The organism is Cupriavidus sp. HE11, assembly GCF_056097175.1.
Genome location: NZ_CP184465.1, coordinates 2187920 through 2204666, shown reverse-complemented (window position 1 = coordinate 2204666; position 16747 = coordinate 2187920). Strand labels below are relative to the sequence as shown.

General features: G+C 66.9%; 13 protein-coding genes. 7 read left to right on the top strand and 6 right to left on the bottom strand.

From position 1 onward, the window contains the following. Window positions 1-217: 217 nt before the first annotated feature. From ACOABP_RS27225 to ACOABP_RS27215, 3 genes are all read left to right on the top strand, one after another. Window positions 218-2536 carry an FdhF/YdeP family oxidoreductase gene (locus ACOABP_RS27225; RefSeq protein WP_474228860.1) on the top strand — a complete coding sequence of 773 codons (2319 nt, stop codon included), beginning with the start codon at window positions 218-220 and terminating at the stop codon, window positions 2534-2536. A gap of 458 nt (window positions 2537-2994) precedes the next feature. After that, complete coding sequence (locus ACOABP_RS27220; RefSeq protein ID WP_474228858.1) at window positions 2995-5118, top strand: di-heme oxidoreductase family protein; 2124 nt, start codon at window positions 2995-2997, stop codon at window positions 5116-5118. A gap of 85 nt (window positions 5119-5203) precedes the next feature. Beyond that, entirely contained in the window at window positions 5204-6169 is a 966-nt protein-coding gene (locus tag ACOABP_RS27215; RefSeq protein WP_474228857.1) for a glycosyl hydrolase, read from the top strand. Between the two features lie 54 nt (window positions 6170-6223). Here ACOABP_RS27215 and ACOABP_RS27210 read toward each other — a convergent pair whose 3' ends face one another. After that, window positions 6224-7231, bottom strand: coding sequence for a hypothetical protein (locus ACOABP_RS27210; protein WP_474228856.1), 1008 nt, complete (start codon window positions 7229-7231; stop codon window positions 6224-6226). A gap of 475 nt (window positions 7232-7706) precedes the next feature. Between ACOABP_RS27210 and ACOABP_RS27205 the strand changes: the two genes are divergently transcribed. Beyond that, window positions 7707-7940 carry a hypothetical protein gene (locus tag ACOABP_RS27205; RefSeq protein WP_474228854.1) on the top strand — a complete coding sequence of 78 codons (234 nt, stop codon included), beginning with the start codon at window positions 7707-7709 and terminating at the stop codon, window positions 7938-7940. A gap of 25 nt (window positions 7941-7965) precedes the next feature. On the opposite strand, the gene ACOABP_RS27200 is transcribed toward ACOABP_RS27205, so the two are convergent. The 3 genes from ACOABP_RS27200 to ACOABP_RS27190 are packed head-to-tail and all read right to left on the bottom strand — an operon-like array spanning window position 7966 to window position 10647. Continuing rightward, window positions 7966-8649, bottom strand: coding sequence for an anaerobic ribonucleoside-triphosphate reductase activating protein (locus ACOABP_RS27200; RefSeq protein ID WP_474228852.1), 684 nt, complete (start codon window positions 8647-8649; stop codon window positions 7966-7968). 7 nt (window positions 8650-8656) lie between these two features. Next, window positions 8657-8854, bottom strand: a complete 198-nt coding sequence (gene nrdD, locus ACOABP_RS27195) for an anaerobic ribonucleoside-triphosphate reductase (RefSeq protein WP_474228851.1) — start codon at window positions 8852-8854, stop codon at window positions 8657-8659. Window positions 8855-8907: 53 nt separating this feature from the next. Next, entirely contained in the window at window positions 8908-10647 is a 1740-nt protein-coding gene (locus ACOABP_RS27190) for a ribonucleoside triphosphate reductase (protein WP_474228850.1), read from the bottom strand. 158 nt (window positions 10648-10805) lie between these two features. Here ACOABP_RS27190 and ACOABP_RS27185 point away from each other — a divergent pair, with 158 nt between their 5' ends. Continuing rightward, window positions 10806-11513 carry a glutathione S-transferase N-terminal domain-containing protein gene (locus tag ACOABP_RS27185; RefSeq protein ID WP_474228848.1) on the top strand — a complete coding sequence of 236 codons (708 nt, stop codon included), beginning with the start codon at window positions 10806-10808 and terminating at the stop codon, window positions 11511-11513. A gap of 31 nt (window positions 11514-11544) precedes the next feature. On the opposite strand, the gene ACOABP_RS27180 is transcribed toward ACOABP_RS27185, so the two are convergent. After that, entirely contained in the window at window positions 11545-12363 is an 819-nt protein-coding gene (locus ACOABP_RS27180) for an IclR family transcriptional regulator (protein ID WP_474228846.1), read from the bottom strand. Between the two features lie 101 nt (window positions 12364-12464). On the opposite strand from ACOABP_RS27180, the gene ACOABP_RS27175 reads away from it, so the two are divergent. Continuing rightward, the gene (locus tag ACOABP_RS27175; protein WP_474228844.1) at window positions 12465-13436 is read left to right on the top strand and encodes a Bug family tripartite tricarboxylate transporter substrate binding protein; all 972 of its coding nucleotides are present in this window, start codon (window positions 12465-12467) and stop codon (window positions 13434-13436) included. A gap of 26 nt (window positions 13437-13462) precedes the next feature. After that, complete coding sequence (locus ACOABP_RS27170) at window positions 13463-15814, top strand: cytochrome P450 (RefSeq protein WP_474228843.1); 2352 nt, start codon at window positions 13463-13465, stop codon at window positions 15812-15814. Here ACOABP_RS27170 and ACOABP_RS27165 read toward each other — a convergent pair. Further along, window positions 15811-16746, bottom strand: coding sequence for a LysR family transcriptional regulator (locus ACOABP_RS27165; RefSeq protein ID WP_474228841.1), 936 nt, complete (start codon window positions 16744-16746; stop codon window positions 15811-15813). The genes ACOABP_RS27170 and ACOABP_RS27165 overlap by 4 nt on opposite strands. Window position 16747 lies beyond the last annotated feature (1 nt).

The following is a 16747-nucleotide window of genomic DNA, read 5'->3' as shown; positions in this document are numbered from 1 at the left end:
TGAATCCATCGTAGGCGGCCACGCCGTGCGGCGCATTCGTACCTGGGTTGCCTCGCGGTAGCCAATTTGTAGGGCAGCATCATCCTTTGGTTTGCCTGGCGCATCGACTGACGTGCAAAACCGAAACCGGCGCCGTCGGCCGCAATGCCCGCCCCCCTGCCCCCGATACGCTTGGGCCATCGCAACGTATCGTCCCTTTCAGGCAGGAGCCCCCGCCATGGCCTTCAAGTCCAAGCCGCGCATCGAACCCTATACCCACGCCGCCGCCGGATGGGGCGCGCTGAAGTACGTGGCCATCAACCTCATCAAGGAACGGGTGCCGGGACGCGACTACGCGATGCTGTTCCGGCAGAACAAGGCCGATGGCTTCGACTGCCCCGGCTGCGCGTGGCCCGATCGCGAACACGCATCGACGTTCGAGTTCTGCGAGAACGGCGTCAAGGCCGTGGCGGCGGAATCCACCGGCAAGCGCGTCACGGCGGCATTCCTCGAGCACCACACCGTGGCGTGGCTGATGGAGCAGACCGACTACGAACTGGAGCAGCATGGCCGCCTGACCGAGCCTGTGATCTATGACGGGTTGTCCGACACGTACCGGCCCATCTCGTGGCAGGACGCCTTCGCGCTGATCGGCACCCGGCTGCGCGCCCTGCCCGATCCGAACCAGGCGGCCTTCTACACATCGGGCCGGGCCAGCAACGAGGCGGCGTTCCTGTACCAGCTGTTTGCGCGCATGGTGGGCACCAACAACTTCCCGGACTGCTCGAACATGTGCCACGAGGCCACCAGCCGCGGCATGCCCCATACAGTGGGCGTGGGCAAGGGCACGGTGACGCTCGACGATTTCGAGACCTGCGACACGATCCTGCTGTTCGGCCAGAACCCCGCCACCAATCACCCCCGCATGCTGGCCGAACTACGCGACTGCGCCAGGCGGGGCGCCACGCTGGTATCGATCAATCCGCTGCGCGAACGCGGGCTGGAGCGTTTTACCAGCCCGCAGAGCCCGGTCGAGATGCTGACCATGTCCGACACGAAGATCTGCTCGGTATTCGTGCGGCCCACGCTGGGCGGCGACTACGCGCTGATCAAGGGCGTAGCCAAGCGCGTGCTGGAACTGGACGACGAGGCGCAGGCCAATGGCGCGGCGCGCGTGCTGGACACCGCGTTCATCGCCGGGCACACACACGGGTTCGAGGCCTTCTCGGCCGATCTGCGCGCCGAATCGTGGACCATCATCGAGCGGGAATCGGGCGTGCCACGCGAGGAAATCGAGGGCCTGGCCGCGATCTATGCCCGGGGCCAGCGCGTGATCTGCACGTGGGGCATGGGGCTGACCCAGCACAAGCACTCGGTGCAGACCATCCAGATGCTGACCAACCTGATGATGCTGCGCGGCAATATCGGACGCGACGGCGCGGGCCTGTGCCCCGTCCGCGGCCACTCGAACGTGCAGGGAAACCGGACCGTCGGCATCGAGGAGCAGCCGAGCGCGGCCTTCCTGGACAAGCTAGGCGCGGCCTTCCGCTTCACCCCGCCGCGCGCGCACGGCTACGACGTGGTGGAGAGCATCGAGGCCATGCTGCGTGGCGACGTGAGGGTCTTCGTGGCGCTGGGCGGCAACTTCGCGGCGGCCACCCCTGACACGCCACGCACCTGGGACGCGCTGCGCGCGTGCAACCTGACCGTGCATATCGCCACCAAGCTCAACCGCAGCCATCTGGTCCACGGCAAGGAGGCGCTGATCCTGCCCACGCTGGGCCGCACCGAGATCGACCTGCAGGGCGGCGTGCCGCAGGGCGTGTCCGTGGAAGACTCGGTGTCGAAGGTGCATATCTCGTTCGGCATGAATACGCCGGCGTCGCCAGACCTGATGTCCGAGACCGCGATCATCGCCAACCTGGCCCATGCAACGCTGGGCAGCGACACGGTTGACTGGCGGTGGTACGCGCAGGACTACGCGCGCATACGCGACAAGATCGCCGAGGTCATCGACGGGTTCGAGCACTACAACGCCCGCGTGGCGGTGCCGGGCGGCTTTCACCTGTACGTGCCCGCACGCGAGCGCCAATGGCATACGCCGTCCGGCAAGGCCGAGTTCCTGGTCAACCGGCTGAACCCCGACACGCCGATCGCCCAGGCCCGTGCGCGCCACGGCGAACGGGTGATGACGCTGATGACCACGCGCTCCCACGACCAGTACAACACCACGATCTACGCGCTGGACGACCGCTATCGCGGCGTCTTCGGCCAGCGCCGCGTGGTGTTCGTCCATCCGGACGACCTTGAAATGCTGGGCATGCGCGATGGCGAATGGGTGGACCTGACCACGGTCTGGCACGACGATATCGAGCGGCGCGCCGACGGGTTCCGGCTCGTGACCTACGATATTCCGCGCGGTTGCGTGGCCGCCTACTACCCCGAGACCAACCCGCTAGTGCCGCTGGACAGCGTGGCCGACCTCTGCAATACACCAACATCCAAGTCGATTCCGGTGTTGCTGCACCGGACCAGCGCGCCAGCTGTATCTCCGTGAGCGTTGACTCGTAGCGTACTTGAGGCCTCAACGCCTGATCCTGGCCGCAGCCATCCACCGGTACGTGGCCATTTTCATTTTGTCGCGGCGGGAATGTTTGCGGCTTTCGCGCAACGAAATCTGCACCAGATTCGTCAATCCGGTTTGAATCCAGGCAGACATTCCAACGTCCGACCTGGCCGGAATCCTCCGATTCTTGTCATGTACATGACATCGACCGGGCTGCATCCGGCGCCCCGTCACGGTGTGACGATCCTCGTCACCGCACGGCGCAATTTTTGTCACCCCAGGCGCCAGATAATGACAATTGACATCTATTTAGGCGGCTCACGATAATCGCCGCGGCTACAGGGAATGGGCCTTTTTCCGATGCATGGCTGCAGTGCACGCCGGCGCCGGAAATAACAAATCGAAAAACGGAGCCCCGTGCGGTTCCGATAAAAACGAAGGGTCAATACATGAAAAAAGTCGCTCACTATCGTGGGCCGGCATTGCTGCTGGCCGCCGTATTGATGGCCGCCGCGTGTGGTGGCGGCGGAGGCGGTGATGGCAGCGCGCCGCCTCCGGCTGTCACGCCATCGCTCTACGAACCGCTGTACAGCGCCGATACGCCGGTCATGGAACAGATCCAGTACCGGGAGGCCGACGGCACGCTGGTGACGATGATGGGCTCGCGCCCGACCGAGCGCCACGCACGCGAGCGTGGCGAGGCCTGGGACGCCCCCGATGCAGGGCCCGGCCGCTACCTGACCTTTCCCACCTTCTACTTCCAGAACCGCACGTTCGGCCTGGAAATCCGCGATCACGTACCGGCCGGCAAGCAGCTGATCGAGGTCTACCTGCGCGTGAACCAGGGCATCTTCGACGGCACCACGTTCAGCCTGTTCCGCAACGTGCTCGACCCCACCGTGCGTGACTATGGCTGGTCGCTGAACTTTGGCTTCAACAACCCGAAGGAGGGTGGCCTGCCGATCTGCCGCGAGAACCAGCCACGCGAAGACTGCATGATGACGTTCGATTCGAACTGGCGCACCGACCCGCACAGTCCGCTGAAGATCGGCGACAAGGTCGAACTGGCTCCGGCGCCGCGCCTCAAGCGCGACCCGGTGGTGGACGGTGGCGGCAGCCGCTACTACTCGTTCGAGCAGCTCTACATCGTCGGCGTGGGCATGCGCCCCTGGTACGGCATCGCCCCGAACCTCGATTCGGAGCCGCTGCCCGACGACGCCCTGCTGGGCGGCCAGGCGAGCCTCTCGTACAACTACTCGGAAGAACCGATGCGGGTCTTCCAGCAGATGGCCAACAACATCGGCATCACCAACACGCAGCGCTTCGTGGAAGGCCGCCGGCTGTTCCACACATCGTTCGCCGACGGCACGCACTCCGAGCACGATCGGGATAATCCCGTGTTCACGGCCCATATCGGGCAGCTTGGCGCACGCTACAACCAGCCGCGCTGTATCGAGTGCCACACCAACAACGGCCGCAGCAAGCCGCTGGCGCTGGGCGCGAAGCTGGACACGATGTCGTTCCTGACCGCCAACGGCGACGGCACCGGACCCGATCCGGTCTACGGCCACAACGTGCAGCAGCACGCGCAGGATGCCAGGGCGGCCGCCTATGACGTCACCGTGCAGTCGTTCGACACCACCGTGCGCACGCTGCCCGATGGCGAGAAGGTGGAACTGGTCAAGCCCGTCTTCGCGTTCAAGGGCCCGGCCCCCGGCCGCTTCTCGGCACGCCAGGCCGCGCAGGTGATCGGCATGGGGCTGCTCGAAGCCATTCCCGAGGCCACCATCCTGGGCATGTCCGACCCGGACGACGCCAACGGCGACGGCATTCGTGGCGTAGCCAACCTCGTGGTGGACCCACAGACGGGCAAGACCCACGTGGGCCGCTTTGGCTGGAAGGCATCGAAGGGCAGCATCCGCCAGCAGGTTGCCGACGCGCTGATCAAGGACCTGGGCGTAACGTCGCCGATGTTCCCCGACTACGGCTGCCAGCGTGGCGCCGCGAACTGCCACGCGGTCACCACACCGACGTCGATCAGCGAAAACGAACTGCAGCGCATGACGCACTACCTGTCGCTGATCGCCGTGCCGGCCCAGCGCAAGCTGCGCAGCGGTTTCCCCGACGGCATCCGCGTATCGCCCGAGCATGACGTGGACCCGGCACAGATCGCGCGGGGTGGCGACCTGTTCACGCAGGTACGCTGCGTGGCCTGCCATACGCCGACCTTGAAGACCGGCAGCACGCATCCGTTTGCCGAGCTTCGCGAGCAGACCATCCATCCGTACACCGATCTGCTGCTGCACGACATGGGGCCCGACCTGGCCGACATGCTGTCCGAAGGCCGCGCGTATCCGAGCCAGTGGCGCACCGCGCCGCTATGGGGCATCGGCTCGCTGCGCTTCGTGCAGGGTGGCGATGCCAGCGTGCGCCTGCTGCACGACGGCCGCGCCCGCACCATCCCCGAAGCCGTGCTCTGGCATGGCGGCGAGGCCACGGACAGCCGCAAGCGCTACGAAGCGCTGCCAAAGGCCGACCGCGACGCGATCACGGCGTTCCTGCAGTCGCTGTAGCGTGCGCTGACGCCAAAGCTCCCCTCCCCCGCTCGCGGGAGAGGGAAGAAACCAGAATCCGACTCTGCTTCATACGAACACTCACATGCTGATGCACACCCTACGCAGCCGTGCCGTTGCGCCGCTGCTCATGGCTTTCGCGCTTGCTGCCTGCGGTGGCGGCGGCGACGGCGGCACCGCCACCGGCAACGGTGGATCCGCCGGTTCCGGCGACACCCATGCGCCCAGCACGCCCGCCGCGCCCGCCACGCCGCCTGCGGCCACGCCGGGCGTGACCAAGAGCGCCAAACGCGGCATCGCGTACGACCTGGCAACCACGGCAGACGTCGCCGCGCTGGCCCCGGGGGTATCGTGGTGGTACAACTGGTCGCCCAGACCAAGCCCCACGGCACCTACCGACACGCGCGCCACCTATGGCATGGACTTCGTTCCGATGCTCTGGAACGACTACGCATTCGACGCCGCCACCGTGGAGACCTGGCTGAAGGACCATCCGGAGGTCAAGTACCTGTTGCTGATGAACGAGCCGAACCTGACGGACCAGGCCAACCTGTCGCCCGCCGCCGCCGCGGCCGCGTGGCCGCAGTTCGAGGCCATCGCCGCCCGCACCGGCGTCAAGCTCGTGGGACCGGCCCTCACATGGGGCACCATGCCGGGCTACAGCGATCCCGTGGTGTGGCTCGATGCGTTCTACATCGCCTATCGCGCCGCCAACGGCAACCGCAATCCCCAGATCGACTACCTGGCCTTCCATTGGTACGACTACGGCCTGGGCGGGCAGCTCGACCGCCTGACCAAATATGGAAAGCCGTTCTGGGTCACCGAGTTCGCCAACTGGCATAACAACGCCGACGGCGCCCAGGTCGACACGCTGGACAAGCAGAAGGCGCAGATGCGGGAAATGGTCGCCACCTGCGAGCAGCGCACCGATGTGTTCCGCTACGCGTGGTTCACGGGCCGCTGGAACCCCGATCCGCACTACACGAGCCTGCTGGGCGCCGATGGCGAACTGTCGGAACTGGGGCGTTATTACCTGAGCCTGCCGTTCTGACGGCGCCCGCCGGCCCGTCGCATCGATCCGATGGAGGCTGGCGGGATGCCTTGGCTACCGGGTAGCACGGCGGTCGGCCGATCCGTGTGCCAGCGGTGCCGTCGGGGACACCACGGCTGTCGAGGTACCCGGCACGCGCGCCGCCGCCACCGCTTCGCGCTCCACGCGAAGCTGGTCGATCTCGGCACCAACGTCTCCGGCCTCGCTGACTCCCATCGAGATCACCACCGTCCCCCGGCCCACCGGCACCGGCACCGGCGGTGACATGCCACTGCATTGCGCACTCGTGCACGGCAAGCCGTTGCCGCCCAGCGGCACCCGCGCGATCGTGGTGGCTGCCGAGCCCAGTTCGGCAAACGTTGCCGCCCCCTCGCCGTTGACCACGAGCTGCCGGGCCACCAGCGCGAATGACACCGCAATCTGGGCCGGCTGCCCGCCGCTGGCCGCGGCCGTCTTCGCGATCGAGTTCGCGGCGCGGATATAGAGCGGACGAAAGCGGAAATAGTCGGTGAACTTGCCATCCTGGAGCTTTTGCTCGATGGCGAGTACGGCGAACAGGCCGGGGCGCGACGGGGCGTCGCCCTGCGCGTAGCGCGCAAACACCGCGCAGCGCACCCCACGGAACCCCGCCGCCGAAAAGCTCACGTCGACATTGCTGGCGTCGATTGCCTCGCGCTTGAGTTGTTCCGGACTGCCCTGCTCCTTGTCGGCGTAGAGATCGGCATGGAGCCGTGTCCCGGTAACGACGAACGACGTGGCCGCGGAGCCAGCCGCCGCAGCCGTCCGGCCCGACGGCGCCGATGGAGATTTCGCGGAAGGCTCGGAACACGGAGGCGAGGCCAGCAGGTCCTTGATCTCGCGGTTCTCGGGCAGTGCCAGGATGGCGCCCAGGTCCTTGTCCGCCGACCAGTCCTTGCCGGCAGCCACCCAGCCCTGCGCCGCACGCTTCGGTTTGCCGCTGAGGTCATCGGCCTTGAAGGCGGATGGCGGTGGCGCTTTCGGTGTCGATGTGCAGCCGGCGGCGAGCATGCAGCCGGCAACGAGTCCCGTAAAGGTCCTCATGCTGCCCTCCCTTGAAAGAAGCTAGAGGATATGGCCCGCTTGCGCGCGGCGGATACCGTCCAAATGACTGAACAGCCAAATGGAGAGTAGTCACCCTGACGGATCCATGCCAGTGACTGTCGGGCAGGCGCAACGGTCGGACCGCGGCCGCCCGTGCGTGGTACTGCCAGTACACGGCGCAGGGGCCTGTGCCGCTGCAGGGGCTGCACGGGTTCGGATGCCGGCTCCGTGCCCGCGCAAAGGTCTTCGCAGATATTGTTGCCACCGAGCCCGCTGGCCGATCGCCAACAGATCGCGCGGCACGCAACGCCGGTGTTGGTCGCCGCCCGACTGGCGCGCCAGCCGGTGATGCCCGCCCGTGCCCCACGCGGCGCTTTCGCGCCGTGGCATCCGGTGGCATGTTCCCTGCTGAACGCCCAGCGGGCACCGCGACCGCCGTGCCCGCCGTGCCCGCCACCACGTTCAGGAGACCATCATGAGCAAGCTGAAGATCGCGGACCTGCGCCGCGAGGATCGATTGGCAGGCGACGCCACGCGCGTCATTACGGGCGGCATCGCCTATATCGGCACCCTCCGCGTGGGCGAGCCCCACGGCAACGACTGGCCGGACTGGCCGGCGTGGATGCCGCACATCGCGCTGCCGAAAGGCAACGAGTGGGCCCCCGCCTATTCGCCGATGGGGCGCGAGCCGGACCCTCGGCAGCAATAGTGCCGCAGCGTCTCTGCAGCCCGGCTCACGCCGTGCGCAGCATCAGTTGCGGAAAGGCCGACGCCAGCCGCCCGGCCACGCCGGGTGGCCACGGCACTGGTCGCCCGGCCCGGTTGCAGACCTGCAGCGACCAGTGCCGGACACCACGTGCCGTCAGCGTTTCGGCCAACGCCAGCAGCGCCGCTTCATCGAACAGCGCGGGGTCCCAGGTCGTCCGGCATTCGTAGGGCACACCGCTCGCCAGCAGGCGATCCAGCGACGCCATCACGCGTGCCGCGCCGCCAGGCGTGCCGGTAATGGCGTCGTGACAATGGGGCGGCCCCTTGATATCGAAGCCAACCCAGTCCACCAGCGGCAACACGCTCGCCAGGCGGTCCGGATACATGCCGGCCGTGTGCAACGCCACCTGAAAGTCCATCTGCCGCACGGCGCGCATCGCTTCGGGCAATGCGGCCTGCAGCGTGGGCTCGCCGCCCGAGAACACCACCCCGTCAAGCAGACCGCGCCGGCGCTGCAGGAACGACAGGAAGTCGTGCCAGGCCATTGCTGGCGGCGCCTGCGGCGCAATCAGGTGCGGGTTGTGGCAGTAGCCGCATTGCCATGGGCAGCCCTGGCAGAACAGCACGGCCGCCAGCCGCCCCGGAAAGTCGATGCTGGTCAACGGCACGAGGCCGCCGATCCGCATGCTGTCGGCCAAGGGGCCGGTCATTGCGCGCTCAGCCCTGGCAACGCTGCTCGTGGAAGAACCGGCGCTCGGCATGCTCGCCCTTCTTGCCGATATTGAAGCTCTCCACGGGCCGGTGGTAGCCCATCACGCGGGTCCAGACCTCGCAGGGCTGGCGTTCATCGTCGCGCAGGTCGGCGGTGTCGGCCGTGTTGGCGGAGAAATGCTGGGAGACGGAAAGATCGGTCATGGCATGGCTCGTCGGGTTGGAAAACGTCGGTAGGAAATGGCGGATGCAACAACTCAGGCTGCCTGCTGCGCCCGCTTGCGCGCGAGGATGTCCTCGTCGCATCTGGGGCAGAAGCGGTGTTCGCCGGCCAGGTAGCCGTGCGTGGGACAGACGGAAAACGTGGGCGTGACCGTGATGTATGGCAGCCGGAATGACTCCAGCGCCCGGCGCACCAGGCGCTTGCAGGCGTCGCCGCTGGACAGGCGCTCGCCCATGTAGAGATGCAGCACGGTGCCGCCCGTGTATTTCGACTGCAGCGTCTCCTGGCGCGCCAGCGCCTCGAACGGATCGTCGGTGAAGCCCACCGGCAGTTGCGACGAGTTCGTGTAGTAGGGCTGCGTGGGCGTGCCTGCCTGCAGGATGCCGGGCCAGCGCTTGCGGTCTTCGCGCGCGAACCGGTACGTGGTGCCTTCGGCCGGCGTGGCTTCGAGGTTGTACATATGGCCGGTGGCTTCCTGGTATTCGACGATGCGGCCGCGTACGTGGTCGAGCAGCCGTACCGCCATGGCGTGCCCGGCATCGCTCGTGATGTCGTGCGCGTCGCCGGTGAAGTTGCGGATCATCTCGTTGAGACCGTTCACGCCCAGCGTGGAGAAGTGGTTGCGCAGCGTGCCCAGGTAGCGCCGTGTGTATGGGAACAAGCCCTGGTCCATCAGTTGCTGGATGCGCTCGCGCTTGGCCTCCAGCGTGTCGCGGCCGATATCGAGCAACGTGTCGAGCCGTGCCAGCAGGCCGGCTTCGTCGCCGCGATGCAGGTATCCCAGCCGCGCGCAGTTGATGGTCACCACGCCCAGCGAGCCGGTCTGCTCGGCGCTGCCGAACAGGCCGTTGCCGCGCTTGAGCAGTTCGCGCAGGTCCAGCTGCAGGCGGCAGCACATCGACCGCACCATGTTCGGCGTCAGGTCCGAGTTCACGAAATTCTGGAAATACGGCAGGCCGTACCGGGCGGTCATCTCGAACAGCCGCGCGGCGTTGTCGCTGTCCCACGGGAAGTCGGGCGTGATGTTGTAGGTAGGGATCGGAAACGTGAAGACGCGGCCCCTGGCATCGCCCTGCGTCATCACCTCGATGTACGCGCGGTTGATCATGTCCATCTCTGCCTGCAGGTCGCCATAGCGGAACGGCATCTCCTGGCCGCCGATCACCGGCACCTGATCCCTGAGGTCATCGGGGCAGGTCCAGTCGAAGGTCAGGTTGGTGAACGGCGTCTGCGTGCCCCAGCGCGACGGCACGTTGAGGTTGTAGATCAACTCCTGGATATGCTGCTTCACCTCGGGGTACGCCATCGCGTCCTTGCGGATAAACGGCGCCATATAGGTATCGAACGACGAGAACGCCTGCGCGCCGGCCCATTCGTTCTGCATCGTCCCCAGGAAATTCACGATCTGCCCGACCGCGCTGGACATATGCCGGGGCGGCAGCGCTTCCACCTTGCCCGGCACGCCGTTGAGCCCTTCGTGCAGCAGCGTGCGCAGCGACCAGCCCGCGCAGTAGCCGGACAACATGTCCAGGTCGTGGATATGCAGGTCGCCCTCGCGGTGCGCCGCGCCGGCCTCGGGCGCATACACGTGCGACAGCCAGTAGTTGGCCGTGACCTTGCCAGCCACGTTCAGGATCAGCCCTCCGAGCGAATAGCCCTGGTTGGCGTTCGCGTTGATACGCCAGTCCTGGCGGTCCAGGTATTCGTTGATCGACGATTCCACATCCACCGTCGTCCTGCCCACGGCCATTTCCGACATCGCGCCCGCCCTCATTCATACAAGATATGGGGCAAATTCTTCCACGCTGCACTACATGTAGTTTTGGCCTGGATCAAATGTCGATATCAGGGGTATTTGCCGGCCGCCAGGCGAAATTGCGCCAAAGCCATTACCATGGCCGCTTTCGCCCACAAAACGACAAGCTCATCACGATGACCGTTCTGTCCGACTTCCCGATTACCGGCAAATGGCCGGCGCAACATCCCGAACGCCTGCAGCTGTATTCGCTGAATACCCCCAACGGCATCAAGGTATCGCTGATGCTGGAGGAAACCGGGCTGCCCTACGAGCCGCACCTGGTGCGCTTTGACAAGCACGACCAGACCTCGCCCGAGTTCCTGTCGCTGAACCCCAACAACAAGATTCCCGCGATCATCGATCCCAACGGCCCCGGCGGACAGCCGCTGGCGCTGTGGGAATCGGGCGCCATCCTGGTGTACCTGGCGGACAAGACCGGCAAGTTCATGCCGGCCGATCCGGCGCTGCGCTACGAGACGCTGCAGTGGGTGATGTGGCAGATGGGCGGAATCGGCCCGATGTTCGGCCAGGTAGGCTTCTTCCACAAGTTCGCGGGCAAGGACTACGAGGACAAGCGTCCGCGTGACCGCTACGTGGCCGAATCGAAGCGGCTGCTGAACGTGCTGAACGAACGGCTCAAGGGCCGCCAGTGGATCATGGGCGACGACTACACGATCGCCGACATCGCCACGTTCCCGTGGATACGCAACCTGCTGGGCTTCTACGAGGCCGGCGACCTGGTGGGTATCCAGGACTTCCCCGAAGTGTCGCGCGTGCTGGCGGCCTTCGTGGCACGCCCCACCGTGCAGCGCGCGGTCAATATTCCGAAGCGGCCGGAATAAGGCTGGGCCGCAACAAGCGGCCCTGCGGCAGTCAGCCCGCGAAGCCCAGCAAGGCGCTGATGGCGGCGGCTTCCTCGCGCACCGCGCGGCCAGTTGGCCCGTCGATCGCCGGGTCGAAGCCGCCGGTGGCGCCCAGCGCGGTCAGCACCGCGCAGACCCGGCCGGTGTAGTCGCGCACCGGCGCCGCCACGGCGCTGATGCCCTTGAGGTTGGTATCGCGCACCGCCGCGCAGCCCTGCTTGCGCACGGGCTCGCGCAGGGCGCCCAGCGGGTCCTTCGCATCCAGGTCGGCCCGCTGCACTGGCGTCAGCGCATCGAGTTCGGCGCGGGCCAGCGCCTGCACGTTCGAATCGTCGAGCATCCCCAGGAACACCCGGCCCGTGGCCGACCACAGCAGCGGCATCACCGACCCCACCCGCACATTCACCGTCACCGGCAGGCCCGGCTCCTCGATCCGCACGATGGTGGGCCCCTTGTTGCCCATCACGGCGATAAAGCACGTGACTTCAAGCCGCTCGCGCAGCCGTACCAGCGAGGCTTCCGACAGCCGGATCGGGTCGGCCTGGCGCATCGCGGCCAACCCGATCTGCAGCGCCTCGATGCCCAGGTGGTACTGCTGGGTGTTGGCTTCCTGCGCGACAAACCCCTCCTCCATCAGGCTCACCAGATAGCGGTGCACCTTGGCCGGACTTTCACCGATCTGCCCGGCAATGGCGGTCAGGCTGGCGCGCCCGCCCAATCGGGCCAGGGTCTTGAGCACGGCCATGCCGGTTTCGGCGGCCTGCACGCGCTGGCGGCGTTCGCGGGGGCGCGAAGCGAACTCTGGAGAGTGATCGGTAGCGGTAGTCATGGCGCCCGAGGTTAACCCTCATTCATAGATTACGCAATGCGTATATGATTTACGCAAAATAGGCCAACCACTATCCGGCCGAATACCAAGGAGACAACCCGATGCCCCGCTTCCAGCCCCTGGCGCTGCTTGCGCTGTCCTTTGCAGTGGTCACCGGCGCACATGCCGCCGATATGTGGCCTGCCAAGCCGATCCGCTGGATCGTGCCCTACCCGGCTGGCGGCGGCTCGGACTTCCTGGCGCGGACCATCGGACAGGGGTTGTCGACACGCGTGAGCCAGCCGGTGGTGGTGGACAACAAGCCAGGCGGCAATACCGCGATCGGCGCCTCGGAAACCGCGCGCTCGGCGCCCGATGGCTACACGGTGCTGTCGGCCGACAACGGCACGCTGGTCTTCAATCCCGCGCTGTACAAGACACTTTCGTACAACCCCACGCGCGACCTGGCGCCCGTGACGCTGCTGGGCCGCTTTCCGATGATCCTGGTGGTGGGCCCCGGCACGCAGGCCAGGACCGCGCAGGACTTCATCGCGCAGGTCAAGGCAACGCCTGGCGGCGTGAACTACGGTTCGGCCGGCGCCGGCAGCCCGCACCACCTGGCGATGGAACTGCTCAAGACCGAAGCGCACCTGACGATGACCCACGCGCCGTATCGCGGCGCGGCCCCGGCGCTGTCCGACGTGGCCGCCGGCCAGATTCCCGCGATGATGGTCGACTACGCGGCCGGCGCGGGCTTCATCAAGGGCGGCAAGGTGCGTCCGCTGGCCGTGGCCAACGCCACGCGCCTGCCGCAACTGCCCGATGTGCCGACCTTTGCCGAACTCGGCTACAAGAACGTTGAGGCCGCCGCACTGGTGGGCATGGTTGTGCCGGCGGCCACGCCGCCCGACGTGATCAACACGCTCAACAGGCAAGTGGTGGCGTCCGTGAAGGACCCCGCCATCCACAAGAAGCTGGTCGACTTCGGCGTGGAGCCCGTGGGCAATACGCCGGCCCAGTTCGCCGACCTGCTGCGCAGCGAAACCGCGCGCTGGACCCGGCTGATCCAGGACCTGAAGATTTCACTCGACTGACGCAACGCCCGTAGTTGGAGTTCCGCATGACCCAGCCCACCTCGCCCGCGCCTGGCGCGGGTTGCCCGATCGACCACGCCGCACTGCGCGCGCCTGCACTGGCACCGGACGGCTGCCCGGTCAGCCACAACGCCGCCGCCTTCGATCCGTTCGAAGACGGTTACCAGCAGGACCCGCCCGACTATGTGCGCTGGTCGCGCGAACAGGAGCCCGTGTTCTACAGCCCGAAGCTGGGCTACTGGGTAGTGACGCGCTTCGACGACATCAAGGCGATCTTTCGCGACAACGTCACGTTCAGCCCGGCCATCGCGCTGGAAAAGATCACGCCCACCGGCGACGCGGCCAACGCGGTGCTGGCGTCGTACGGCTATGCGATGAACCGGACGCTGGTCAACGAGGACGAGCCGGCCCACATGCCGCGCCGCCGCGCGCTGATGGAGCCGTTCACGCCGGCGGAACTGGTGCACCACGAGCCGCTGGTGCGCCGGCTGGCGCGCGAGTACGTCGACCGCTTTATCGACGACGGCCGCGCCGACCTGGTGGACCAGATGCTCTGGGAGGTGCCGCTGACCGTGGCCCTGCATTTCCTCGGCGTGCCCGAGGAAGACATGGACCTGCTGCGCCAGTACTCGATCGCCCACACGGTGAACACGTGGGGCCGCCCCAGGCCCGAGGAACAGGTGGCCGTGGCCCACGCCGTTGGCAATTTCTGGCAGCTGGCGGGCCGCATCCTCGACAAGATGCGCGAAGACCCGTCGGGGCCGGGCTGGATGCAGTACGGCATCCGCAAGCAGAAGGAACTGCCCGAGGTTGTCACCGATTCGTACCTGCACTCGATGATGATGGCCGGCATCGTGGCCGCGCACGAGACCACGGCCAATGCATCGGCCAATGCGATCAAGCTGCTGCTGCAACATCCCGACGTCTGGCGCGAGATCTGCGCCGACCCCGCGCTGATCCCCAACGCGGTGGAGGAATGCCTGCGGCACAATGGGTCGGTGGCGGCCTGGCGCCGCGTGGTGACCCAGGACACCGAAGTGGGCGGCATGCGGCTGCCGGCGGGCAGCAAGCTGCTGATCGTGACATCGTCGGCCAACCATGACGAGCGGCATTTTTCCGATGCCGACCTGTTCGACATCCACCGCGACAACGCCAGCGACCAGCTCACCTTCGGCTATGGCGCGCACCAGTGCATGGGCAAGAACCTGGCGCGCATGGAAATGCAGATCTTCCTCGAAGAGCTGACCAGCCGCCTGCCGCATCTGCGGTTGGCCGACCAGCACTTCACCTACGTACCCAATACGTCGTTCCGTGGCCCCGAGCACCTGTGGGTGGAATGGGACCCTGCACGGAACGCCGAACGCACCGATCCGGCTGTGCTGGCGCCGCGCGATGCGGTGCGCATCGGCGAGCCCACGGGCAATATCGGCCGGACACTGGTGGTCGATGCGGTCGAACCCGCCGCGCAGGACGTGCTGCGTATCCGGCTGGTGTCGCAGGACGGACGCCCCTTGCCGCGCTGGTCGCCGGGCGCGCATATCGACATCGAATGCGGCAACACCGGCATATCGCGCCAGTATTCGCTGTGCGGTGACCCCGCCGATGCCAAGGCGTTCGAGATTGCTGTGCTGCGCGAGGCGGAAAGCCGTGGCGGGTCGGCCTGGATCCATGCCAACCTGCGCGCCGGCGACCGCATCAAGGTGCGCGGCCCACGCAACCACTTCCGGCTCGACGAAAGCTGCCGCAAGGCCATCTTCGTCGCGGGCGGCATCGGCGTGACGCCGGTCAGTGCCATGGCGCGGCGTGCGCGAGAACTCGGCATCGACTACGTCTTTCACTACTGCGGCCGCTCGCGCCAGGCCATGGCCCTGCTCGACGAACTGGCTGCCCTGCATGGCAACCGCCTGCACATCCACGCCGCCGACGAGGGCAATCGCGCCGACCTCGCCCGGCTGCTCGCCAGCCCGGACACCAGCACGCACGTCTACGCCTGCGGCCCGGCAAGAATGATCGAGGCACTGGAAGCCAACTCCGCCGGATGGCCCGAAGACACGCTGCGCGTGGAGCATTTCAGCTCCACGCTCGGCACGCTGGACCCATCGAAGGAGCAGTCCTTCACCGTGGAGCTGAAGGACTCGGGCCTCACGCTCGATGTGCCGGCCGACCAGACCCTGCTCACCGCGCTGCGCTGCGCCAACATCGACGTGCAGAGCGATTGCGAGGAAGGCCTGTGCGGATCGTGCGAAGTGCGCGTGCTGGCCGGCGACATCGACCACCGCGACGTCGTGCTCACCCGCACCGAGCGCGACGCGAACAACCGCATGATGTCGTGCTGCTCGCGCGCGGCGCGCGGCGGGAAGATCGTGCTGGCGCTCTAGGAATGCGGCTTCCGCCTGCCACCCCGGGCACCCTGCCGCTGCACCTGCGCGTTATCGCCGATCATGTCGACCAGCGCGCGCAGGCCGGCTGGCGCATGGCGGCGGCTGGGGTAGTACAGGCATAGGCCGTCGAGCGGCGGCGTCCAGTCTTCCAGCACGCGCACGAGGCTGCCGGCTTCCAGGTCGGCGGCAACCGTCCATTCGGTCAGGTAAGCCAGGCCCACGCCGGCGCGCGCCGCCGCCAGCATCAGGCTCCCGTCGTCGAGCGTCAGGCCGCCCTGTCCATCGAAGCGCGCCACTTCGCCTTGCCGCTCGAATTCCCACTGGTAGATCGTGCCGCTGGGCATGCGGCTGCGAATGCAGCAATGCGCCTTCAGATCGGCCGGCGTGCGCGGCTTGCGATGGCTGGCGAAGTACGCAGGGCTGCCGACCACGGCAAAGCGCTGGCGGTCGCCGAACGGCACGGCCACCATGTCCTGCGGCACGGTCCCGGCCAGGCGGACACCGGCGTCGAAGCCCTCCACCACGATGTCGACGAGCTTGCCCTCCGTCACGATATCGAGCTTCATCTCCGGATAGCGCGCCAGGAACGCCACAAATACGGCCATCACCTGATGCGCCGCGCCCACCGACGTATTGATGCGCAACGTGCCCGATGGGGTATCGCCATAGCTGCCCGCCCGATCCATCGCCTCGCGGATGGTGGACAAGGCCGGCGCAACGGTAGCTACAAACTGGGCCCCGGCCTCGGATAGCGACACGCTGCGCGTTGTCCGGTTGAACAGCCGCACGCCGATGCGGCCCTCCAGCCCCGCCACGGCATGACTCAGTGCCGACGTCGACACCCCCATCTCGTTGGCCGCCGCCCGGAATCCGCGATGCCGCGCCACTGCCAGCACGGCCTCAAGCTCGCCCAGCCCGGAAGTCTTCATT